The organism is Olsenella sp. CU969 (assembly GCF_905219715.1).
Classification (GTDB): domain Bacteria; phylum Actinomycetota; class Coriobacteriia; order Coriobacteriales; family Atopobiaceae; genus Granulimonas; species Granulimonas faecalis.
On sequence record NZ_CAJMXC010000018.1, the window covers coordinates 1 to 23246 of the forward strand.

At 70.0% G+C, this 23246-nt stretch carries 20 protein-coding genes; 14 read left to right on the forward strand and 6 right to left on the reverse strand.

What is annotated here, in order from left to right:
- Window positions 1-63 precede the first annotated feature (63 nt).
- From JX283_RS03380 to JX283_RS03390, 3 genes are all read right to left on the reverse strand, one after another.
- Entirely contained in the window at window positions 64-834 is a 771-nt protein-coding gene (locus JX283_RS03380) for an amino acid ABC transporter ATP-binding protein (protein ID WP_239652449.1), read from the reverse strand.
- Between the two features lie 9 nt (window positions 835-843).
- Window positions 844-1497, reverse strand: coding sequence for an amino acid ABC transporter permease (locus JX283_RS03385; RefSeq protein WP_204829346.1), 654 nt, complete (start codon window positions 1495-1497; stop codon window positions 844-846).
- Window positions 1498-1570: 73 nt separating this feature from the next.
- Window positions 1571-2398 (reverse strand): transporter substrate-binding domain-containing protein, encoded by an 828-nt coding sequence (locus JX283_RS03390; protein ID WP_204829347.1) that lies wholly within the window; start codon window positions 2396-2398, stop codon window positions 1571-1573.
- Window positions 2399-2638: 240 nt separating this feature from the next.
- Here JX283_RS03390 and hisS point away from each other — a divergent pair, with 240 nt between their 5' ends.
- From hisS to JX283_RS08425, 7 genes are all read left to right on the forward strand, one after another.
- On the forward strand, window positions 2639-3958 hold the full coding sequence (gene hisS, locus JX283_RS03395; protein WP_204829348.1) for a histidine--tRNA ligase: 1320 nt from the start codon (window positions 2639-2641) through the stop codon (window positions 3956-3958).
- A 19-nt stretch (window positions 3959-3977) separates the two neighbouring features.
- A complete protein-coding gene (locus JX283_RS03400; RefSeq protein WP_204829349.1) occupies window positions 3978-4829 on the forward strand; it encodes a hypothetical protein in 852 nt (283 codons plus the stop codon).
- Between the two features lie 14 nt (window positions 4830-4843).
- Window positions 4844-5758: an RluA family pseudouridine synthase gene (locus JX283_RS03405; protein WP_204829350.1), complete on the forward strand. Its 915-nt coding sequence runs from the start codon at window positions 4844-4846 to the stop codon at window positions 5756-5758.
- Between the two features lie 376 nt (window positions 5759-6134).
- Complete coding sequence (locus JX283_RS03410; protein WP_204829351.1) at window positions 6135-6584, forward strand: MarR family winged helix-turn-helix transcriptional regulator; 450 nt, start codon at window positions 6135-6137, stop codon at window positions 6582-6584.
- 27 nt (window positions 6585-6611) lie between these two features.
- A complete protein-coding gene (locus tag JX283_RS03415) occupies window positions 6612-8348 on the forward strand; it encodes an ABC transporter ATP-binding protein (RefSeq protein WP_204829352.1) in 1737 nt (578 codons plus the stop codon).
- On the forward strand, window positions 8345-10120 hold the full coding sequence (locus JX283_RS03420; protein WP_204829353.1) for an ABC transporter ATP-binding protein: 1776 nt from the start codon (window positions 8345-8347) through the stop codon (window positions 10118-10120). Before JX283_RS03415 ends, JX283_RS03420 begins: the two co-directional genes overlap by 4 nt.
- Window positions 10121-10344: 224 nt before the next feature.
- Window positions 10345-11997, forward strand: a complete 1653-nt coding sequence (locus JX283_RS08425; RefSeq protein ID WP_239652450.1) for a 4Fe-4S dicluster domain-containing protein — start codon at window positions 10345-10347, stop codon at window positions 11995-11997.
- A 271-nt stretch (window positions 11998-12268) separates the two neighbouring features.
- Here JX283_RS08425 and aspS read toward each other — a convergent pair whose 3' ends face one another.
- Window positions 12269-14023 carry an aspartate--tRNA ligase gene (gene aspS, locus JX283_RS03425; protein WP_204829365.1) on the reverse strand — a complete coding sequence of 585 codons (1755 nt, stop codon included), beginning with the start codon at window positions 14021-14023 and terminating at the stop codon, window positions 12269-12271.
- A 185-nt stretch (window positions 14024-14208) separates the two neighbouring features.
- Between aspS and JX283_RS03430 the strand changes: the two genes are divergently transcribed.
- Window positions 14209-14859: an HAD family hydrolase gene (locus JX283_RS03430; protein WP_204829354.1), complete on the forward strand. Its 651-nt coding sequence runs from the start codon at window positions 14209-14211 to the stop codon at window positions 14857-14859.
- A gap of 652 nt (window positions 14860-15511) precedes the next feature.
- Here the strand turns inward: JX283_RS03430 and JX283_RS03440 are convergent.
- Window positions 15512-16261 carry a GntR family transcriptional regulator gene (locus JX283_RS03440; protein ID WP_204829355.1) on the reverse strand — a complete coding sequence of 250 codons (750 nt, stop codon included), beginning with the start codon at window positions 16259-16261 and terminating at the stop codon, window positions 15512-15514.
- Between the two features lie 297 nt (window positions 16262-16558).
- On the opposite strand from JX283_RS03440, the gene JX283_RS03445 reads away from it, so the two are divergent.
- From JX283_RS03445 to JX283_RS03470, 6 genes are all read left to right on the forward strand, one after another.
- The gene (locus JX283_RS03445; RefSeq protein ID WP_204407709.1) at window positions 16559-16837 is read left to right on the forward strand and encodes a FeoA family protein; all 279 of its coding nucleotides are present in this window, start codon (window positions 16559-16561) and stop codon (window positions 16835-16837) included.
- Between the two features lie 62 nt (window positions 16838-16899).
- Window positions 16900-17124, forward strand: coding sequence for a ferrous iron transport protein A (locus JX283_RS03450; protein WP_369850010.1), 225 nt, complete (start codon window positions 16900-16902; stop codon window positions 17122-17124).
- Between the two features lie 102 nt (window positions 17125-17226).
- Complete coding sequence (locus JX283_RS03455; RefSeq protein WP_204829356.1) at window positions 17227-19860, forward strand: ferrous iron transporter B; 2634 nt, start codon at window positions 17227-17229, stop codon at window positions 19858-19860.
- 151 nt (window positions 19861-20011) lie between these two features.
- A complete protein-coding gene (locus tag JX283_RS03460) occupies window positions 20012-20272 on the forward strand; it encodes a hypothetical protein (RefSeq protein WP_135978356.1) in 261 nt (86 codons plus the stop codon).
- Window positions 20273-20510: 238 nt separating this feature from the next.
- Entirely contained in the window at window positions 20511-21251 is a 741-nt protein-coding gene (locus tag JX283_RS03465; RefSeq protein ID WP_204829357.1) for a GNAT family N-acetyltransferase, read from the forward strand.
- Window positions 21252-21448: 197 nt separating this feature from the next.
- A complete protein-coding gene (locus JX283_RS03470; protein ID WP_204829358.1) occupies window positions 21449-22291 on the forward strand; it encodes a GNAT family N-acetyltransferase in 843 nt (280 codons plus the stop codon).
- Window positions 22292-22412: 121 nt separating this feature from the next.
- Here the strand turns inward: JX283_RS03470 and gpmA are convergent, their stop codons facing one another.
- A complete protein-coding gene (gene gpmA, locus JX283_RS03475; protein ID WP_239652451.1) occupies window positions 22413-23174 on the reverse strand; it encodes a 2,3-diphosphoglycerate-dependent phosphoglycerate mutase in 762 nt (253 codons plus the stop codon).
- Window positions 23175-23246: the final 72 nt, after the last annotated feature.

Sequence of the window (23246 nt, forward strand, 5' to 3'; positions counted from 1 at the left end):
GGGACGCCAGTTGGGACAAAAGTGCCCGACCACTGGGACAAAAGTGTCCGGGTGATGGGACAGTCAGTAGCTGGCCAGGAACTCCCTCGTGCGCTCCTCCGCCGGGTGGTCGATGACCTGCTCGGCCGGGCCCTCCTCGACCACGCGGCCGCCGTCCATGAAGACGACGCGGTCGGCCACGTCGCGGGCGAAGGCCATCTCGTGGGTCACGATCGCCATGGTCATGTGCCGGGACGACAGCTCGCGGATGGCGCGGAGCACGCCCTGGGTGAGCTCGGGGTCCAGGGCGCTCGTGGGCTCGTCGAAGTAGAGCACCTGCGGGTCCATGGCCAGGGCGCGGGCGATGGCAACGCGCTGCTGCTGGCCGCCGGAGAGCTCGCAGGGCACGAGGCCCTCCTTGCCGGCCAGGTCCATCTGGGCGAGGAGCTCCCGCGCCCGGGCCTCGGCCTCGCCGCGGGGCGCGCCCTTGACCACCTGCGGGGCGTCGGCCACGTTCTGCAGCACCGTGCGGTGGGGGAACAGGTTGAAGTTCTGGAACACGAGGCCGAACCGCTCCCGCGCGGCCTTGAGCTCCGGCGCCCTGGCGTACACGGCGCGGCCGCCCTCCCCACGGGCCACCTCGAGGTCCCCGTACGCCAGGGACCCGTCGTCCAGGCGCTCCAGCAGGGTGAGGCAGCGCAGCAGCGTGGACTTGCCGCCCCCCGACGGCCCGATCACGGCCAGCACGTCGCCGGAGTTCACCTCGAGGGAGATGTCGCGCAGCACCTCGGCGTCGCCGAAGGCCTTGCGCCCGTGGGAGAGGCGCACCACGGCGCCGTCGCGGTTGTCGGTCATGGCGACCCCCTAGTCGTGGTAGTAGGACAGGCGCCTCTCGATGGAGGAGAGCGCCGCCTCGATCAGCAGGTTGATGCCCCAGTAGACGAGGCCGGCGACGAGGTAGGGGACCATCGACACCTCGCGGGCGGCGAGGGCCTTGGCGGCGTTGAACATCTCCATGATGCCCAGCACGAAGGCCAGCGATGTGTCCTTGACCAGCGTGATCACCTCGTTGCCGATGGCCGGCAGGATGCGCTTGACCACCTGGGGCAGCACGATGCGGCAGAAGGTCTGGGAGCGCGTGTAGCCGAGCACCTCGGCCGCCTCGTACTGGCCGCGCGGGATGGACTGGATGCCGGAGCGGTAGATCTCGGCGAAGTACGCGGCATAGTTGAGGATGAAGCCCACGGCGCAGGCCACGAACTTCCAGTCGGGGCCCATGTTGAGGCCGAAGAGGTAGTACGGGCAGAACATGATGGCCATGAGCTGCAGCATGAGCGGGGTGCCGCGCATGACCGAGATGTAGAGCCGCACCAGGGCGGCCACGGGGCGGCAGCGGCTCATGCGCCCGAGCGCCACCACGANGCCCAGGGGCAGGGCGCCCACGAGGGTCACGACGAAGATCTCGAGGGTGAGGACGAGTCCCTGGAGCAGGACGTCCATCATGACTGCGAACTCCATCCGGTGCCTTCCTGACGGAAACGGGCCCCGNCACGCGCGCCCGGGGCCCCGATGCCATGTCTGTCGTGCGGACCTACCCGAGGGTCCAGTTGCCGTCGTAGTCCACGCCGTACTCGGCGTAGCGCTCGCAGATCTCCTTGGCGGTGCCGTCGGCGGCGAGCTCCTTCAGGGCCTGGGTGACCTTCTCGGCGCGCCCGGTGTCGCCGAGCTTGAAGCCCACGGCGTAGTGNTCGGAGGAGAGGGNCTCGNCGAGCATGGCGAAGGCGTCGGGGTTGGCCGAGGTCTGGTAGGCGGCGATGGAAAGGTCGCAGGCCACGGCGTCCACCAGGCCGCTTTCGAGCTGGGCGAAGGCGTTGTTGTAGTCCGTGATCTGGTCGAGGGAGCCGAAGGTGGCGGCGAGGTCGGCCNGGTCGCTCTGGAGGACCTCGAGGGCGGCGGAGTCCACCTGGGTGGCCACGGTGCGTCCGGCCAGGCCGCCGTAGCCCCCGATGCCGGAGCCCTTCTTCACCACGATCACCTGCTCGTTGAGCATGTAGGGCTCGGAGAAGGTGTACTTGTCCTCACGGCCCTCCATGGTGAAGCCGTTCCAGATGCAGTTGATGGACCCCTGGTTCATGAGGGCGTCCTTGGCGTCCCAGNCGATGGCCTGGCNCTCCNGCTCCCAGCCGAGCCTGTCGCAGACGGCCTGGGCCAGGTCGAGGTCGAGGCCGCAGGGCTTGCCGTCGTCGCCGATGAAGCCGTAGGGCGGGTAGGAGTTGTCGTAGCCCACCACGAGCTTCTCGGTGGACGCCTCGGCCTCGGGGGCGCCGTCGGGCGCCCCTTGGGAGCAGGCGGAGAGCCCCATGAGGGCGAGGCATGCGAGGGCGCAGCAGACGAGGGTGGGGAACAGCTTCTTGGCCATGGGTCCTCCTCGGGCGGGGGCGGTCTGTGGCCTGTCACTTTATCACAGTAAAGCGTCCGGGCGGTTCCTGTCACCTCCTGGCAACAATGGCGGGACCGGGCAGCCGCCGCAACCGGGCCGCCGCGACCCGGCCGCGGCGCCCCCGTGACAAACCGGCCCGGTGCCTTGTCTCGTCCCCGCCTGCGGTGGGAAGATGGGGGGTCGACCCCATCGATCCACCCAGAGCCGCCGGGAGGCCCCATGCAAGCCAAGAAACCAGAAGGAACCGAGGACCTCTTCGGGGCGCGCATGCGCGCCTGGGAGCGCATGCAGGCCGTCGCCCGCGAGACCTTCTCCCGCTACTGCTTCAGTGCCATCGAGACGCCGGCCANGGAGCAGGTGGACGTCTTCGTCCACGGCATCGGCACCTCCACGGACGNCGTGCGCAANGAGATGTTCCGCGTCTTCTCGGGCGCCAACTTCGCCAACGTGCTCGAGAAGGGCTCCGAGGCCGGCCTCAAGCCCGGCAAGCGCCTGGCCCTGCGCCCCGAGGGCACGGCGGGCTTCGTGCGCGCGGCCGTGGAGAACACCTTCGTGCCCCAGGGCGGCGCGCCGGTGAAGATGNGGTACGCCGGCCCCATGTNCCGCGGCGAGCGCGTGCAGAAGGGGCGCCTGCGCNAGTTCCACCAGATCGGCGCCGAGGTGCTGGGCGNCTCCGACCCGGCCNTCGACGCCGAGGTCATCGTCATGCTCATGGACTTCTACCGGGCCCTGGGCCTCGACATGTCCCGCGTGCGGCTGCTGGTCAACTCCATGGGCGACCCCGCCTGCCGCCCCGCCTACCGCGGGAAGATCAGGCGGTTCATCCTCGACCACGCCGACGAGATGTGCGACGAGTGCGCCGTCCGCGCCGACANCAACNCNCTGCGCGNCTTCGACTGCAAGAACGACCGCTGCCGCGAGGTCATGGCCGCCGCGCCCAAGATCGCCGACGAGCTCTGCGACGAGTGCGCCGATCACTATGCCCGCGTGAAGGCCTACCTCGACGAGGCCGGCGTGGCCTACGAGGAGGACCCCACCCTCGTGCGCGGCCTCGACTACTACACGCGCACTGTCTTCGAAGTGCAGGTCACGAGCGGCATGGGTTCCCAGAGCGCCATCGGCGGCGGCGGCCGCTACGACGGCCTTATGGAGCTCGAGGGCGGCAAGCCCACCCCGGGTNTCGGCTTCGNCGTGGGCTTCGAGCGCATCATGCTCGCCCTGGAGGACCAGGGTGTGGACCTCGCCGGCCCCGAGCCGTCCTGCGTCTACGTGGCCTGCGCCGCTCCCGAGTGCCGCGACGCGGTCTTCTCGGCGTGCCTCGCCCTGCGCCGCGCCGGCGTGCGCGTGGAGGCCGACTACCAGGGCCGCTCCCTCAAGAGCCAGTTCAAGCAGGCAGACAAGCACAACGNGCGTCTGTGCGTGGTCATCGGCCCCGACGAGCTCGCGGCCGGTGCCGTCACCGTGCGCGACATGGCGAGCCACGAGCAGGAGCAGGTGCCCATGGACGGGCTCGTGGAGGCCGTCCGGAACCTCGTCTGAACCCGATAGGGGGCGCGCCGTGATCTTTCATCTCGTGGACTCCGCGACGGGGGAGGAGGCCGAGCCCGACGGCCGGCCCGTGGTGGCGTTCCTTCCCCCGGAGCTCTGCGGCTGGTGGGCCGTGGCGCCCCTGTCGTCCAAGTTGCCCGAGGGCCTCCTCGCCCTGCTTGCGGGCTGGGACGGCTGGGGCGAGGCTGCGGGCGGCGCGTTCCCCGGCATAGCCGCCGAGGCGGGCTCCCTCCTGGACTGGGTCCGCGCCCACGGGCCCCTGGCGGCCACGGTCGGCTGGGGCATGGGCGGCCAGGTGGCTGTGGAGGCGGCCTTCGCCGGCACCGGGGCGACCGGCCCCCTCCTCGTGGGCGACGTGCTCTGCCGCGAGGTGCCGGGGTCGCGCCCCTCGGCCTGGCTCACGGGCCTCGCCTGGCGCCTCATGGGCGGCCCGGCCCTGATGCGTCCCGGCGGGGCAGAGGCCCTCGACAGGGCCGTGGGGGCGGCGGACCGCGCCCTCAAGCGCGTGGCCAGGCGGCGCCGCTACGTCGCGAGCCAGATGGACGGGCTGGCCATACCCCGGGCCTACCTGGACCGCTTCGCCGCCGACGTCGCCGTGACGCCGCGACCTGTCGTGGAGGCCATGACGGCGGCCGTGGAGGGGTGGCGCGTGCCCGTCGGGGCGGCCCCGGGCCTTCGGGCCGTGGTCGCCCTGGGCGGCCTCGACGGCCGCCCCTACCGCGAGAGCGCCGACGACCTCGCCCGTGCCCTCGGCGCCCCCGCCCCCACGGTGGCCCGCGACCTCTCGCGCAACGAGCTCTGCCTGCGCTACCCCGCCAGGGCCATGGAGGTCCTGCGCCCGCTGCTCCCTGTGTCCCGCTGATCCGAGGAGGCCCCGTGGCCCGCCGTCCCTTCCGCGTCCTGTCCGCATCCGACGACGCCGTGCGCCTGGCCGTGCGCGGCGCCTGCACCTGCCGCGAGCTGCTCCTCGCCGCGGGGGTGTCCCGCTCGGCCACCGCGGCCGCCGAGTCGGCCCACCGGGTGCGCCGCGAGGGCGTGCCGCTCCAGGCGCCGGTGGCCCTGGAGCCTGGCGACGTGGTGGAGCTCCTCTTGGAGCCGGCGGACCCGGAGTTCCCGGACGTCGAGCCCGCCGCCGTGGCCTGGGAGGACCCGGCCGGCCTGCTCCTCGCCGCCGACAAGCCCTGCGGCCTGCTCGTGCACTCCGACGGCACCGGCGCCGAGTGCCTCGTGGACCGCGTGCAGGCGCGCCTGGCCGCCGACGGGCGCGTCAGGGAGGCCCACCCGGTGCAGCGCATCGACGTGGACACCTCGGGCCTCGTGATCTTCTCGCTGGCGCCGGAGTTCCAGGCCGCCGTGGACGCCCAGGTGGCCGACGGCTCCATGGAGAAGGTCTACCTGACGCTGCTGGCCGGCTCCGTGGACCACGAGCTCACGGTGGAGCGGCCCGTGGGCCGCGACCGCCACGACGCGCGCCGCATGCACGTGGGGGCCGGCCGCCCGGCCCTGACGCGCATCTCGCCCCTGGCCCCCGTGCGCCTCCCCGGCGGTCACGAGGCCACGCTCTGCACGGCCTCCATCCACACGGGTCGCCGCCACCAGATCAGGGCCCATGCGGCCTGGGCGGGCCATCCCGTGGTGGGCGACCGCCTCTACGGCGGCCCCGCGGCCAGCGGCCTCATGCTCCACGCGTGGCGGGAGGCTTTCACGCACCCGCTCACGGGGCAGCGCATTCGCGTGGAGGCGCCGGTGCCCGACCGCATGGTCCCCTTCGTGCCCGAAGGCGCCCTCTAGGGGAGGGGCGCCGTGCCGGGAAGTGCACCAAGTAGCTACCTGGTGCACGGGGAGGGCCTCTTTCACGCGGAAAAGTGCACCAAGTAGCCACTTGGTGCATATCGGGGCGCCCTTCTCATACCGGGAAGTGCACCAAGTAGCTACCTGGTGCATGCCGCCGGCCCCCGGTGCCGAAAAGCGCGCCAAGTAGCTACCTGGTGCAGTTCGGCAGGTCGGGGCCGCCCGCCGTCCGCCTCCTGTGACGATTTCGTGGACGAGGAACCCGCCCCGCCCGCGGCTCAGAACCATCCGAACTCATACAGTATGATTTCGGACCGTTGGCCCTCGGGCGCCGCGGCGTCCCCCGGCCGCCGCCATCGNCGAGAGGGGGCCACCCATGGCAGAGTCCAACGAAGACGGGTCCGTAGAGACCTTCCGCGACACCTACGCCGCCATCGACCGCGTCTACGACATGTACGCCCGCAGCTGCGGCGTGTCGCCCACGGAGTTCTGGTGCCTGGCCGCCGTGGCCGACAACGGCCTCACGAGCCAGGCGGAGGTGGCCGACCACCTCGGGGCGAGCCGCCAGACCGTGAACTCCGCCTTCAAGCAGCTCTGCTCCCGGGGCCTGGTGGTGCTCGAGCCCGAACCCGACAACGGCCGGGTGAAACGGGCCCGCCTCACCGGGGATGGTGACGCCTTCGTGGAGCGTCACCTCGTGGCCCTCGACGAGGCGGAGAAGGCCGTGTGGGAGGCGCTGCCCGCCGCCGACCGGACCATGCTCAACCGCGTCATGGGCCGCTACCTCGCCGCCCTCGCCCCGTCACTGGCCTCGCTGAACCGCTGAGGCCCCGTTCGCAAGAAAGGAGAACCAGTGCGGCTGATCCTTCACTTCCTGAAGCCCTACCGCCTCAAGTTCCTGCTCATCTGCCTCCTGCTCTCCGTGGACGTGGTGGNCACGCTCGCNATCCNCACCGTCGCCGCGCGGGTCCTCAACCTGGGCACCGCCCACGCGTCGTTCTCGCTGCTCGTCGAGGCCGGCCTGCAGATGTCGCTCGTCGCCCTCGTCACGGGCGTCGCCACCACGGCGGCCGCGGCCCTCTGCGCCGAGCTCTGCACCTCCGTGGGGCGCGACATCCGCTGCGCGCTCTACGCCAAGTCCANGAGGCTCTCCGTCTACGACTTCCGCCACTTCGGCGTGGCCTCCGTCACCACCCGCACCTCCTCCGACGTCACCACGGTGCAGACCCTGCTCACCCAGGCNATCNTCATGGTGGTGCCCGTGCCCCTCATGGCCGTGGCCGCGCTCGTNATGACCTTCTCGGTGGACGTCACGGCCGGCTGGTTCCTCGTGGCGTCCATCGCCGTGCTCATGGTGGTGGTGGGCGCCATCCTGCGCTCGGTGTCTCCGCTGTTCACGCGCCTGCAGAAGCAGCTCGACGCCATGACCCAGGTGCTGCTCGAGAACCTCTCGGGCGTGCGCGTGGTGCGGGCCTTCAACCGCCAGCGCCACGAGAACGGGCGGCTCGACGCCTCGTTCGCCGCCTATGCGGAGACCGCCATCAAGGCCAACAAGCTCTTCACCAACGTGGACGGGTTCCAGTACGTGGTGATGAACGTCTTCGTGATCGCCGTCTACTGGACCAGCGGCGCCCGCATCGCCGTGGGCGAGCTGGGTATCGGCGACATCACGGCGCTCGTGGAGTACGCCATCATGGTGCTCATGTACATCCTGATGGCGCAGTTCGTGTTCATCATGGTGCCCCGCGCCCTCGAGTGCGCCAGCCGCATCCAGGAGGTGCTCGACTACGCGCCGGAGATCGACGACCTCCCGGACGCCGTCGACCGGCCCTCGCCCGAGGAGGGCGTGCCCACCCTGCGGTTCTCGCGCGTGCGCTTTCGCTACCAGGACGCGCGGGAGGACGCCCTCACGGGGATCGACCTCGAGTGCTGGCCCGGCACCACCACCGCCATCATCGGCGGCACGGGCTCGGGCAAGTCCACCATCGCGAGCCTCATCATGCGCTTCAACGAGGTGACCCAGGGCTCCCTCGAGCTGGACAGCGTGGACGTTCGCCACCTGACGCAGCGCGCCCTCAGGGGGCGCATCGGCTATGTGCAGCAGAAGGCGTGGCTTGCCTCGGGCACCATCGCGGAGAACCTCCGCTGGGAGCGTGCCGACGCCACGGACGACGAGCTCTGGCACGCCCTCGAGGTGGCCCAGGCGGCCGACTTCGTGCGCGGCCTGCCCGAGGGCCTCGACGCCCCGGTGGCCCAGGGCGGCTCCAACTTCTCCGGCGGCCAGCGCCAGCGTCTGGCCATCGCCCGCGCCCTCGTGGCCAGGTCGGAGCTCTACGTGTTCGACGACTCCTTCTCTGCCCTGGACTTCAAGACCGACGCCGCCCTGCGCGCCGCCCTTGCGGGGGAGACCGCCGAGGCCGCGGTGCTGATCATCGCCCAGCGCGTGAGCACCATCCGCCACGCCGACCAGATCCTCGTCATCGACGAGGGCCGCCCCGTGGGCCTGGGCACCCACGACGAGCTCATGGCCGCGTGCCCCGTGTACCGGGAGATCGTGGCGTCCCAGACAAAGCAGGAGGTGCTGTCATGATGAACCCCGGATCCCGCCTCGGCATCGCGGCCCGCCTCTTCGGGCAGCTGGGCCCCCAGCGCCCGCGCCTCATGGCTGTCCTCGTCCTCCGCNTNCTCNACCTCGTGGTCTTCATATGGGCGCCCTTCCAGAGCGCCGTGGCCGTCAACGACCTGTGGGCCGCCGTGCAGCCTACCCTGGCGGGGGAGGGGTCCTTCTCCATCGCCTGGGACCCCCTGGGCTCGTCGCTCGCCCTCCTCACGCTGCTCTACGTGCTCCAGGTGGTCTTCTACTGGGCGTCGGTGCAGCTCATGGCATCGGTGGCCGAGACCCTCAACCTGCAGCTCCGCGAGTCCATCGCCGCCAAGCTCAACCGCCTGCCCCTGCGATTCTTCGACGGCCATCAGCCCGGCGAGGTGCTCACCCGCGTGACCGGCGACCTCGACAAGATCAGCGAGACCATGCAGACGGGCCTCCTCCAGCTCATCACCGCCGTGGGAACCATCGCGGGCGTGCTCGGCGTCATGATCTANTACTCNGTGGGCCTCACCCTCGTCTACCTGGCCTTCATGNCGCTCTCGGGCGTCCTCTGCGGCCTCATCTCCAAGCGCACCCTCAGTGCGGCCGACGAGCGGCAGGAGACCCTGGNGGCGCTCACCGGCCTCGTGGAGGAGTACTACACCGGCCGCAACGTCATCCGCGCCTGCAACCAGGAGCAGGCCACCTACGACGAGGTCCGCCGCCTCGCCGACGCCAACCGCGTGGCCACCCGCCGCGCCGACATCGCCATGAGCTCCATGAACCCGGTCATGCGCACCATCCAGCGCGTGGCGCTGGCCGTCATCGNCGTATCGTGCGGCGNCATGATGCTCTCGGGCGCCATGACGGTGGGTGTGGCCCAGGCGTTCTTCCAGTATGTCAACATGGCCGCCGAGCCCTTCGTCCAGGCCGCCTACATGGTCAACTCGCTCCAGAGCGCCCTCGCCTCCGCCCGGCGCACCTTCGAGCTGTTGGACGCCCCCGAGGAGGAGCCCGACTGCGACCACCCCATGGTGGTGGCCGACGCCTCCGGCGCCGTGACCTTCGAGCACGTGCGCTTTGGCTACGACCCCGAGAAGCCCCTGATGCGCGACGTCTCCTTCGGCGTCCTGCCAGGCCAGAAGGTGGCCGTGGNGGGCCCCACGGGCGCCGGCAAGACGACGCTCATCAACCTCCTGATGCGCTTCTACGAGGTCGACGGCGGCCGCATCACGCTCGACGGCGTCCCCACCCGCGAGCTCACCCGCGACGGCCTGCGCGACAACTTCGGCATGGTGCTCCAGGACACCTGGCTCTTCGGCGGCACCATCGCCGACAACATCGCCTACGCCAAGCCCGACGCCACCCGGGAGGAGATCGTGGAGGCCGCCAAGGCCGCCCGCGTGGACCACTTCATCCGCACCATGCCCCAGGGCTACGACACCGTGGTGGACAACGACGGCTCCAACCTGTCCCAGGGCCAGCGTCAGCTCATCACCATCGCCCGCGTGTTCCTGCGCAACCCGCCGGTGATCATCCTCGACGAGGCCACGTCGAGCGTGGACACCCGCACCGAGGTGGAGATCGGCCGCGCCATGGACCGGCTCATGCACGGCCGCACGAGCTTCGTCATCGCGCACCGCCTCTCCACCATCCGCGACGCCGACCTGATCCTCTACATGGACCACGGCACCATCGTCGAGCAGGGCACCCACGACAGCCTCCTGGAGGCCGGCGGGGCGTATGCGACGCTGTACAACTCCCAGTTCGCATAGCCGCCCNGTCCCATCACCCGGACACTTCTGTCCCAATGGTCGGGCACTTCTGTCCCACCGCCGGTGCCGTGCCGCCGTCCGCGTCCCGGCACCGGCGGGCATGTCTTTTCCCGCACGGCAGCGGCGTCCCCGTCCTCACCGCCCTGGGCGTTCGCGGCGCGTATCATGAAACCACTATGCCGAGAGTCCGCGCCGCCCGCCCCGGGCGGGGGAGAGGAGCACCCATGCCCGACACCATGCGAGGGGTCTACACCAACCTGACCAAGATCCGCCGCCAGGTGTTCCGGGAGGTGGCCCGCGCGGCCTACCTCGCCGGAGACGTCAACCCCGACTGGGCGGACCGTCTCCCGTACGAGATCCTCCCCGGCGACAAGGCCACGTACCGCGAGAGCATCTTCATCGAGCGCGCCATCGTNNGCNCCCGCATCCGCCTGGCCATGGGCCTCAACCTCCTGCCGGTTGACGAGCCCAACAAGATCTCCGACGGCCTCAAGGAGGCCGAGCGCCCCGAGGCCTATTACGAGCCGCCCCTCGTCAACATCATCAAGTTCGCGTGCCACGCGTGCCCGGAGAACTCCTACAAGGTCACCGACCAGTGCCAGGGCTGCCTCGCCCACCCCTGCCAGGAGGTGTGCCCCAAGGACGCCATCTCCTTCGTGAACCACCGGGCGCACATCGACCAGGACAAGTGCATCAAGTGCGGCCGGTGCGCCGGCGTGTGCCCCTACAGTGCCATCGTGCACCGCAACCGCCCCTGNGCCGCCGCCTGCGGCATGCACTGCATAGGCTCCGACGAGCAGGGCCGCGCCGACATCGACTACGACCGCTGCGTCTCCTGCGGCCAGTGCCTCATCAACTGCCCCTTCGGCGCCATCGCCGACAAGAGCCAGATCTTCCAGGTCATCAAGGCCATCAAGAGTGGCGCCGAGGTGATCGCGGCCGTGGCCCCGGCCTTCGTGGGCCAGTACGGCGGTCGCGGCGACGTGGGCAAGCTGCGGGAGATGTTCGAGATCCTGGGCTTCTCCGGCGTGGAGGAGGTGGCCATCGGCGCCGACCTCTGCACGGTGCAGGAGGCCGAGGACTTCCTCGAGGAGGTGCCCGACAAGCTTCCGTTCATGGCCACGTCGTGCTGCCCGGCCTGGGCCTCCATGGCCAAGAAGGAGTTCCCCGACAACGCCAACTGCATCTCCATGGCCCTCACCCCCATGACCCTCACGGCCCGGTTCCTGCGCGAGCAGCACCCCGACGCCAAGATCGTGTTCGTGGGGCCCTGCTCGGCCAAGAAGCTCGAGGCCATGCGCACCTCCGTGCGCTCCGAGGTGGACTTCGTCCTCACCTTCGAGGAGGTGGCGGGCATGATGGAGGCCCTGGAGGTCGACTACACCGCCTTGCCCAAGCCCGACGACAACGACTTCGGGGCCGCCAGCGCCGACGGCCGCGGCTTCGCCGTCTCGGGCGGCGTGGCGAACGCCGTGGTCAACGCCGTCAAGCGCATGGAGCCTGACCGCGAGGTCAACGTCTTCGCCGCCGAGGGCCTCGACGAGTGCCGCAAGATGATGCGCGACGCCGTCAAGGGCAAGTATCCCGGCTATCTCATCGAGGGCATGGCCTGCCCCGGCGGCTGCGTGGCCGGTGCCGGCACCCTCCAGGGCATCAANNAGTCCCAGGCCCAGGTCAAGGCCTACATGAAGCGCTCCCCGCGCANGAACNNCACCGAGAACGGCTACCGCATGCAGCTTCCCGAGNTTCTGGCCATGGGCCGCGACGAGCCCGACGACGCCCCGGTGCCGCCTCGCAACGAGAGGCGGGTTCCTGCCCCCGAGGAGCTGCGGGANACGCTGTCGGTGGAGACGGTGGAGGAGCCCGTGGAGCAGTGACGCCGCCTGGGCGTGACGCCGCCTGGCACCGGCGCCGTCTGCCGCAACGCCACCTGAACGCGATTGAGGGCGGCTTCCGACGTGGTTCTGCGTCGGAAGCCGCCCTCATCGGTGTTCAGGGACGGGAAATCCGCCCTCATCCGCATTCAGGTGCGGGAGACGGTGCCCCCAGTCGCGTTCAGGTTTCGACCGGGGGTTGACGCCGCCGGGGGCGCCGCGCCGGGGCCTGACCGGGGACTGCCGCTGCGACGGGGCTGCCGCCGCGGCCTACCTAGTCCACCCGCAGGCTCACGTCCTTGAGCTGTGCCGACGACNNCTGGCTCGGGGCGCCCTGCATGAGGTCGGAGCCGNTCGAGGTCTNGNGGAACGCCATGACGTCGCGGATGGAGCCGGCCCCCACGAGCAGCATGCACACGCGGTCGAGGCCCAGGGCGAAGCCGCCCATGGGGGGCGCGCCGAAGGAGAGGGCCTCGAGGAGGAACCCGAACTGCTCCCGGGCCTTCTCCTCGGTGAAGCCCAGGCGCTCGAGCACCTTGAGCTGCAGCTCCTCGTTGTGGATGCGCAGGCCGCCGCCGCCGGCCTCGAACCCGTCCATGACGAAGTCGTAGGTGTAGGAGCCCACGGCCAGCGGATCGGAGTCGATGAGCTGGATGTCCTGCTCCACGGGGAGCGTGAACGGGTGGTGCTCGGCGCTGTAGCGGCCGGTGGCCTTGTCCTGCTCGAACNTGGGGAAGTCAACNACCCAGAGGAAGTCGTGGCCCTCGCGCTCGATGCCCAGGGCGTCGGCCATGTGGCAGCGCATGCCGCCGAGGATCTCGTCGGCCTCCTTGCGGGCGCAGGCGGCAAACATCACGAGGTCGCCGGGCTCCACGNNGGCGCGCGCCTTGNGNGCATCCATCTCGTCGTCGGAGAAGAACTTGACGATGGGGGAGTTCACGGATCCGTCCTCGCGGAAGGCGATCCAGGCCAGGCCCTTGGCCCCCAGGGTCTTGGCCACCTTCTCGAGCTTGTCGATCTGGGCGCGGGGCCACGCGCCGGCACCCTTGGCGTTGATGCACTTGACGCGCTCGCCCTCGGTGTTGGCGGCGCCGGCGAACACCTTGAAACGGCTGGCCTTGAAGATGTCGCTGACGTCCATGAGGTGCATGCCGTAGCGGGTGTCTGGCTTGTCGGAGCCGTAGGTGTCCATGGCCTCCCAGTAGGGGATGCGGCGCAGCGGGGTCTCGAAGTCCACGCCCACGGCCGAGAAGGCCTCCTTGAGCACGTGCTCCACCATGGCCATGACCTGGTCTTGGGTGACGAANCTCATCTCGAGGTCCACTTGGGTGAACTCGGGCTGTCGGTCGGCGCGCAGGTCCTCGTCGCGGAAGCACTTGGCCACCTGGTAGTAGCGCTCGACGCCGCCCACCATGAGGAGCTGCTTGAGCGGCTGCGGGCTCTGGGGCANGGCGTAGAAGTTGCCGGGCTGGATGCGCGAGGNGACGATGAAGTCGCGGGGGCCCTCGGGGGTCGACTTGGCCAGCGTGGGTGTCTCGACCTCGAGGAAGTCCTCGCCGTGGAGCGCGGAGCGGATGGCGCAGGTGAAGTCGTTGCGCAGCTTCAGGTTCCTCTGCATCTCCGGGCGGCGCAGGTCGAGGTAGCGGTAGCGCAGGCGCGTGTCCTCGGCGGTGTCGATGCCGTCCTCGATCTGGAAGGGCGGGGTCNTGCTGGTGTTGAGCACCACGACCTCGTGGACGAGCACCTCGACCTCGCCGGTGGGCAGGTTGGGGTTGGCGGTGTCCTCGGGGCGGGCGCGCACGGTGCCCGAGACCATGATGGGCCACTCGGGACGGATGGCCTCCGCGGTGTGGAAGGCCTCCCCGCCGGAGTTGTCGGGGTCGAACGTGAGCTGGGTGACCCCGTCGCGGTCGCGCAGGTCGACGAAGATGAGGCCGCCGTGGTCACGGCGGCGCCACACCCACCCGCACAGGACGACGTCCTGACCGATGTCGGACGAGCGGAGCTCGCCTGCGGTGTGGGTGGCCATGCAGAACTCTGACACTGTGGTTCCTTTCGTCTTGCCGCCCCGTGCCGGTGCGGGCGGCTTGCTCCAAGACGGCGCAGGTTGCGTAGACGGCGTAACGTGCGCACGGTCACCTATCATAGCAACNGGTGCGACCGGCGAGGCCACGCCCCCGGTATCCCCAGCACCCCGAAAGGAAGCCGAAACCCATGTACGCCGCAGCCGTGTTCGACCTCGACGGAACCATCCTCGACACCCTGGACGACCTGCAGCTCGCCCTCAACCACACCTTGGACGCCCACGGCTTCCCGCCCTACACACGCGCCGAGGTGCGCGCCATGGTGGGCAACGGCCTCAGGCGTCTCATGGCCGACGCCTGCCCCGAGGGCACGCCCCAGGCCGAGGTGGACGCCGTCTTCGAGGACTTCTGCGCCTACTACGCCGACCACTGCAACGACCACACCCGGCCCTACGCGGGCGTCGTGGCCATGGTGGGCCGCCTCCGCGCCGCCGGCGTGCGCTGCGCCGTGGTGTCCATCAAGGGCGACTTCGCGGTCTGCGAGCTCATGGACCTGCACTTCCCGGGGGTGTTCGACTTCGTCCTCGGCCAGCGCGACGACATCCCCCGCAAGCCCGACCCCGACATGGTCTACGCCGCCATGGCGGCCCTCGAGGCCGACCAGTCGAACTCCGTCTATGTGGGCGACTCCGAGGTCGACGTGGCCACGGCGGCCAATGCCGGCATCCCGTGCCTTTCGGTGACCTGGGGCTTCCGCGACCCGGAGTGGCTCTCCGCCCACGGCGCCACGGAGCTCGTCGACTCCGTGGAGGGGCTGGGCGACGCCATCCTGGCGGGCTGAGCGTGCCTGCGGGGCGGCGCCTGCCGGGGTCCCGATGCGCCATGAGAAAGGCGGCGGGGCCGAGTCTGCCCGCCGCCGTTACCGGACACGATTCTAACCGATTCCCGTGCCCCTCATTCAATCGTTTCGATACGTCCCTATGCCTCCGCCNCCGCGGCCTCCTCGGCCTCGACCTCGGAGCGGGGCTTGGTGCTCGCGTAGAACGTGACCTCGTCCGCGACGTCGGCGACGGTCCTGCCGTCGACCCACGGGAGGCCGAGGAACTCGCCGATGGTGGGGACGAGCTCGCTGCAGTCGGAGTAGTGGCCCTTGTGGTTGAGCTTGGAGGTGTCCTNGGCGCGNCNGTAGTNGGCNTTGACGTCGGTGAGGTAGTACATGGCGTCGCCGAGGGCCATATAGACCGAGTGGTTGTGGCTCAGGTAGTCGGTGAGCCCGTCGTAANTGNGGTCGAGGGNCTCTTCTGCACGAACACCNATGGGCTGTCCTTTCCTCGGGGGGATGCGGACGGCACGACCGTCCGCGCCTGTGGCTGAAACCGTACCTAAAAACAGTCCCTACCGAGCGCTTGGCCGTCGCCCAATCCGCGAACGGCCCCGGACCGCACGGAGACGGTCCGGGGCCGCACGGGGGCACGGGTCGTGTGCGGCGCGGGCTACGACGAGGTGAGGAAGCAGTCCGGGAAGTCGGTGAGGAGCTGCTCCAGGTAGGTGGTGTAGCTGCTCAGCTGCTCGTGGATNGCNGTCGCTGCCTCCTTGCGGTTCTCGCCGCCCGAGGCGAGGAAGCCCACGACCTGGCGCAGGGTGGACACGGAGGGGACCGTGTAGCCGAACAGCACGCCCATGTTGAGGGTGCGGTCGAACGCCGTGCCCGTCTTCTTGAGCGACTGCCACACGTAGCCCTTGCCGGCGGCGCGGTACAGGGTGTCGTGGAACACCTCGTTCAGGCGGATGAACTCCGCCTCGTTGAAGCGCGACTCGGCCACCTCCTCCATGGCGTCCACCATGGAGGAGAGCTCGGCCACGGTCTCGGGGGAGACGTTGCNGGCGAGCTGCGTCACCACGAGGGGCTCCACGGCCACGCGCATGTAGAACGACTGCCGAAGCTCGCTCACCGAGATGCGGGAGACGTGCGTGGCGCTCTGGGGCGCCACCTCCACGAGCGAGCGGTCGCGCAGCAGCCCCATCGCCTCGTGGACGGGCGTGCGGGAGACCTCGAGGATCTNGGCCACGGACGACTCGCGGATCCAGGCCCCGGGGGGCATGTAGAGCATCATGATGTTGTAGGAGAGGATGCGGTAGGCGTAGGCCGACCCCGACTCCTTCTCCTCGCGGGGGAAGATGCGCATGCAGTCCGCCGCGCTCACTCCGGCGCGGCCCACGAGGCGCGTGCGCGGTTCTGGCATAGATCTCTCCATCCACGGTCGGTGATATACCAACGGCAGAATATCAGTGCCGGCGGACCTTGTCCCGGCCGGTCGCCGTTTCGTCCCCAAACAACACGTTCCCCGTGCGCGCCGACGGGCCCGGTCGGCGGCCGCCCGACCGACGGGGGCTCGGTGGCCCCTCTCGCCCCGTGCCCCCGCCTCGCCGGCCACGGCCTGCCCCACTGTCCCCGAAAAAAAGTAATCCCGGGTTTACTTGTGACGAGTTAGCTGTAAGATACTCTCGAGTTAACGACGCGATACTTTTTTGGAGGCCCCATGGAGGCAGTCAGGGAGAAGAGAGGCGTCCGCCGCGGCGGCCCGTCCGTCCCGGCCATGCCGCTCTCGATGGCCAAGGTCGGCGAGACCGTGACCGTCCAGGCCGTCAAGGGCGGCGAGCGCGTGGTGCGCCACCTGGCCACCCTCGGCTTCGTCGAGGGGGCGGCAGTGCGCGTCGTGGGCCAGGCGGTGTCGGGGACGGTGGCCCAGGTGATGGGCACCCGGCTCGCGCTCGACAAGGCGACGGCGCGCAGGGTCCTCTGCGCCCCCGGCGCCTGAGCCGCGCAACCAGTCGTACAGCTGCCCGACAGGCAGAGAGAGGAGAAGCCATGGCCGAGGTCATGACCCTCGCCGACGTCGCGGTGGGGGAGGCCTGCACCGTGCGCAGGCTCACCGGTTCGGGGCAGGTCCGCCGCCGGATCATGGACATGGGGATCACCAAGGGGACCCACGTGGCGGTGCGCAAGGTCGCGCCCCTGGGCGACCCCGTGGAGCTCACCGTCCGCGGCTACGAGCTGTCCATCCGCAAGGACGAGGCCGCCCGTGTGGAGGTAGTCCCCGCCTAGCCGAGGGGAGGGCCGGGCGGGGTGCCCGACCGCAGGAGAGAGAGGGCCCCGCACGGCGGGGCAGGGGGTCGCCCGCCCCCGGCACTACGAAAGGGAGACCCAGTGGACAAGACCGTGCACATCGCCTTGATAGGCAACCCCAACTGTGGCAAGACGACACTGTTCAACGAGCTTACCGGCTCCAACGGCTACGTGGGCAACTGGCCNGNCGTCACCGTGGAGAAGCTCGAGGCGCCGCTGCGCCGCGACCCGTCGGTGGTGCTCACCGACCTCCNCGGCGTCTACTCGCTCTCGCCCTACTCCCCCGAGGAGGTCGTGAGCCGCGACTACCTGCTCGGCGGCGAGCCCGCGTGCGTGGTCGACGTCGTCGACGCCACCAACCTCGAGCGCAACCTCTACCTCGCCACCCAGGTGCGCGAGTGCGGGGTGCCCTGCGTCGTGGCGCTCAACATGTGCGACCTCGTCGAGAAGCAGGGCGACNCCATCNACGTCGACGCCCTCTCCGAGCGCCTCGGCTGCCCGGTCGTGGGCATCAGCGCCCTGCGCNGCACCNACCNCGACGCCCNNGTCGAGGCCGCCGTCGAGGCCGGCCGCGCGNNCGCCGCCTCCCCTGCGCCCGCGTTCCTCACCGGCNAGGCGGCCGATGCCGTGGACGAGTGCTCCTCCATCGTGGCCCCCCACGTNGCCGACAAGGCGCGCCTGCCCTGGTACGCCGTCAAGGCCTTCGAGGGCGACGGGGCCGCCCTGGAGCCCCTCGGGCTGCCCGCGGCGTCCGTGGCCGCCCTCGACGCCGTGCGCTCCGGCGTCGAGGCAAGGCTGGACGACGACGCCGAGTCGCTCGTCACCTGCGAGCGCTACGACTGGATCGAGGCCACCGTCGCCGACTGCGTGGTCAAGGCGCCCCCGCACCTCACCGCCTCCGAGAGGATCGACCGCGTGGTCACCAACCGCTGGCTGGGCCTGCCCATCTTCGTGGCGGTCATGGTCCTCGTGTACTACCTCGCGGTCTCCACCGTGGGTACCTGGGGTACCGACTGGGCCAACGACGGCGTCTTCGGCGACGGCTGGTTCCTGAGCCCCGCCTCCGCGGCCGCCTACGACGAGGCGTCCGAGGAGTACGCCGACAACGACTACAGCGGNCGGGTGGACGCCTACCTCGNGGCCGCCGAGGAGGCCGGCGTCTCCACCGAGGGCGTGGCCGACGCCGTCGAGGAGGGCGACACTGCCGTCGTCGAGGACTTCGCCTCCCGTGCCCAGGCCGCGGGTGTCGTGGCCACCGACGTCCCCGTGCACGACGCCGACGGCAACTTCCTCGACAGCGAGGGCAACGTGGTGCTCACCGACGCCTCCGACGAGCCCCGGCTGGCCGCCGGCCAGACCCTCGCCTACCACGACGACGTCGACGCCGCCGCGTTCCTCGCGGCCTCCGAGGCCGCCGAGCCCGTCCCCGGCGAGTACGGCATCTACGTGCCCGGCATCCCCGTGGTCGTCGAGGGCTGGCTCGACCAGGTCGGCGCCTCCGCCGTGGTGAAGTCCCTCGTCCTCGACGGCATCGTGGGCGGCGTGGGCTCCATCCCCGGCTTCGTGCCCCAGATGGTCGTGCTGTTCCTGCTCCTGTGCTTCCTCGAGGACTGCGGCTACATGAGCCGTGTGGCCTTCGTCATGGACCGCGCGTTCCGCCGCTTCGGCCTCTCCGGCAAGAGCTTCATCCCGCTGCTCATCTCCAGCGGCTGCGGCGTGCCCGGCNTCATGNCCACCAAGACCATCGAGAACGAGCGCGACCGCCGCATGACCGTCATGCTCACCACCATGATCCCCTGCGGCGCCAAGACCCCGATCATCGCCCTGCTCATGGGCGTGCTCATCGGCGGCACCGAGGGCTGGTGGATCGCCCCGTTCTTCTACTTCCTGGGCCTCGCCGCCGTCATCGTGTCGGCCATCATGCTCAAGAAGACCAAGCCCTTCGCCGGTGAGCCCGCCCCGTTCGTCATGGAGCTGCCCGCCTACCACCTGCCCGCCCTCAAGTCGTACCTGCTGCACGTGTGGGAGCGCGTCTCCGCGTTCATCAAGAAGGCCGGCACCATCATCTTCGTGGCCTGCGTGGGCGTGTGGTTCCTCTCCAACTTCGGCCTCGCCGGCTGGGAGGGCGGCGACGGCGCCTTCGGGTTCCTGCCCGCCATGGGGGCCGTGCCCGAGAACTACATGGACTTCTCGCTGCTCGCCGCCGTGGGCGGTGCCATCGCCTGGATCTTCGCGCCCCTGGGCTTCGGCTCATGGCAGGCCGCCGCGTGCTCGCTCTCCGCGCTCATCGCCAAGGAGAACCTCGTCTCCACGTTCGGCGTGCTGTTCGGCCTCGGTGAGGTGGGGGAGGGCTCCACGCTCCTCTGGGCCACGTTCCAGCAGATGTTCACCGTGGCCGGCACTTTCTCCCTCGGCGCCATGANCGCCNTCGTGGCCTTCAANATGCTCGACGCCCCGTGCTTCGCCGCCATCGGCACCATCCGGCGCCAGATGAACGACACCAGGTGGTTCTGGGCGGCCGTGGGCTACCAGTGCGGCTTCGGCTGGGTCGTGGGCCTCATCATCAACCAGCTGTGGGAGCTCTTCGCCCTGGGGCGNTTCGGGGTCTGGACGGCGGTGGCGTTCGTCNCGCTGGCCGCCATCCTGTTCCAGCTCTTCCGGCCCATGCCCAAGGCGCGCGCGGGCCACGCCGAGGCGGCGAGGANGGCCGCCTAGCGGCANCCTTCCGGNCGGGCCCAACCGGGCCAGCCTATAGACGCCTACCCCGCTTGGCGCCCCCGGACCTCCTCTCCCCGGGGGCGCCCTCCTGTTCTTTGGGCCCTGCTATGGGGAACAAACCAGCGAACCGTCGAGGAGAGGACAGGCCATGGCAAGCTGGCAGGAGCGTTACGAGGCGTCGAAGTGGATCAACATCGTCTTTTGGGTATGGCTGGTGGCAGAGATCGTGCTCACGGTGCTGAGCTACGCCGGCATCGTGCCTTTGGCCGACTATTGGGGCATCTGGTTTGTCGGTAACGCCATCGTGGACACCGTGTTCGTGGTGCTCCTGGCCATGGCCGGTCAGAAGGGCATGGCCGTCGCGTTCGCCGTCGTCTCGGTGCTCATCCTGGCCCCCTGGCCGCTGTAGGGGCTGGAGGCCGGTGACCGGTGCCCGGTCGCGGGCTCCTGGGCGAGGGCCGTTTGGTGGTTTTCCCCGCGCGGAGGTCCAAAAAACCACCAAACAGCGTGCCGTTTGGTGGTTTAGATCAGTTGTCGTATGGAAAACCACCAAACGACCGANCGGAGCCAGACAGCCGAGAAGTCTGTCCGTCGATGTGGGACAAAAGTGTCCGGGTGATGGGACAGGCAATGGGAAGGGGGAACGGGTGGCAGGTGTGGACCGGGATGTCTCGGTGTGGCTCGCACGGCGCGTCGCCGCCGGCGACGTGGACCTCGTGCCCGTCCANCAGGTGCTGGCCNNCGGCNTCGNTCGCCCGGTGGACGTGGCGCCAGGTCTGGTCTACGTGGACTCCATCGGGGGCGCCGACGGCTTTCTCTGGGCGGAGGACGCCGCCGAGGCCGCGGCGCTCCTGTCCCGCTGCCCGCGGCCGGCCATGGTGGAGGTCACCGGTCGGGCGGCCGCCGAGGCCGTGGCGCGGGCCTTCCCCGGCAGCTCCGAGCCCCAGGGGCACCTCGTGTGCGCGTACCTTGCCGCCACGCCGCCCCCGGTGGCCGACGCCCTCGAGATACGCCCCCTCGGGCCGGACCACGCCGACCTCGTGATCGCCCGCTACTCCCATCCCGAGTACTTCTCCCGCGAGGAGATCGTGCGCCGCCTGGCGGCCGGCACTATCGACGGCGGATACCTCGACGGCGAGCTCGTCGGGTTCATCGGCATGCACGCCGAGGGCTCCATGGGCATGCTGGAGGTCTTCCCCGGGTGGCGCCGCCGCGGCGTGGCCCTCGCCCTCGAGGCNGCGAAGATCGCCTCCGGGCTCGCGGCCGGGCACGTCCCCTGGGCCCAGGTCTTCCCCGAGAACCGCGCCTCCATCGCCCTGCAGCACCGCCTGGGCATGGCTTTTGGCAGCGGCTACCAGGCGTTTCTGGACTGCGGCGGCCCGGCCTGACGGCGCCGCCGCACAAGGGAGGGCCGAGCCCCACGCTGGGTGCCCGGCCCTCGACGTCCGCTCCCGTGTCCCGGCAGGCTACTTCTTGGCCTTGCCCTGGTTGGCCACTGCGTCTGGGGAAGGGAGCCCCTAGGGGAGCCTCCCTCCATTTCAGTTAGTATGGCCGTCAATACAGCTAGCCAAGGAGAGGGGATCCCATGCACCGCGTCCTTACCGAGAAAGACCGCGACCTCGTCCTTTCCTACGTTGCCGCAGAGCCCGAGATGAGCCTCTTCATCGCGGGCGACATCGAGACCATGGGGATGGAGGGACAGCTCTGCGTGTGGGGCCTTGCAAAGGCCGCTTCTGCCGACAAGGACTTGGGCGCCGTGATTCTTCGCTATGGCGACAACTTCGTGGTTTACAGCCGAGACGGCGACTTTGACGATGCCGAGGCCGCGGTCCTCATCGACCGCTCCATGGGAGGGGACGCTCCGGGAGATGTCAACGGCAGAGCCGACCTCGTGGCCCGTCTTGCCCCGTTCTTCCCTGCGAATCGCCTCGAGCCCTGCACCATGGCAAGCCTGCGCGAGGTGAATCGCGACGCCGTGGGCCCTGTGCCCCAAGGCGTGGAGCTGGGTCTGCTCAAGGCCGAGGAGGTCGACGCCTGNCTGGGGCTCCAGGGGACGATCGACGAGTTCTCGCTGCATTTGGACGATGCGAGCATCTACGCCGAGCGCCGTGCCCGTAAGCTCGACGAGCTCGGCGCAGGGCTGCCCTGTGTGGTGGCGCGCGACGATCGTGGCCAGATTGTCTCTACGGCGTCCGTGGGCGCGGCCTCGAGCCAGGGCGCCATGGTCATCGCCGTGGCCACCGACAAGGCCTGGCGCGGCCNCGGGTTGGNCANTGCCGNGGTGGCCGNGCTCTGCGACGTCTGCCTCAGAGGCGGCCTCGAGTTCATGTCGCTGTTCTTTGAGAACCCCGCGGCGGCCCGCATCTATCGGCGTCTGGGCTTTTGCGACGTGGGACCCTACGCCATGCTGCGCCCGTCGGCTCGCTGACCGCGACGAACTANGCTTGTTGGCCCGTCGCNGAGCGCGACGAAATGCGCCTGAAAGCGGCTGAAGGCATCCTCAGCCGCTTTCAGGCGCAGGGACCCGGGCGCAGCAAAAAAGCAATCAGCTACCCCTTGGCCTTGCCCTGGTTGGCCACGGCGTCGATCTTGGCGGCGATGACCTCGGGGTCGCCCACGTACTGCTTGTCCACCACGTTGAAGTCCCTGTCGAAGGTGTAGACCAGCGGGATGGCCGTGGGGATGTTCACCTCGAGGATCTCGTCGGGTGTGAGGCCGTCGAACTGCTTCACCAGCGCGCGCAGGGAGTTGCCGNGGGCGGCGANGNNGANGCGCTTGCCGGCGCGCATNTGCGGCTCCACGACCTCCTGGAACCACGGCCACACGCGGGCGATGGTGTCCTCCAGGCACTCGGCGTAGGGGATCTGGTCGGCGGGCACGTCGCGGTAGGCGGGCTGGGTGTGGGCGTCGCGCTCGTCGCCGGGCTCCAGCGCGGGCGGCCGCACGTCGAAGGAGCGGCGCCAGACCTTCACCTGATCGTCGCCGTACTTGGCGGCGGTGTCGGCCTTGTTGAGACCCTGGAGGGCACCGTAGTGGCGCTCGTTGAGCTTCCAGGTCTTCTCCACGGGCAGCCAGTCGCGGTCCATGGCGTCGAGCACCAGGTTGAGGGTGTGGATGGCGCGCTTGAGGTAGCTGGTGTAGCAGAGGTCGAAGTCGAACCCGGCGTCCTTGAGGGCCACGCCGCCGTTGTAGGCCTCGTCGCGGCCGAGCTCGGACAGGTCGACGTCGGCCCATCCGGTGAAGAGGTTCTCCTTGTTCCACTCGCTCTCCCCGTGGCGGATGAGGACGAGACGCATCGTGTCTTGAGCCATTGTGTGGGCTCCTTTCCGGTGGTTGCGAACGGTTTGTCGCTGGACTTATAGTAGGGCGCGACATAAGTAAAC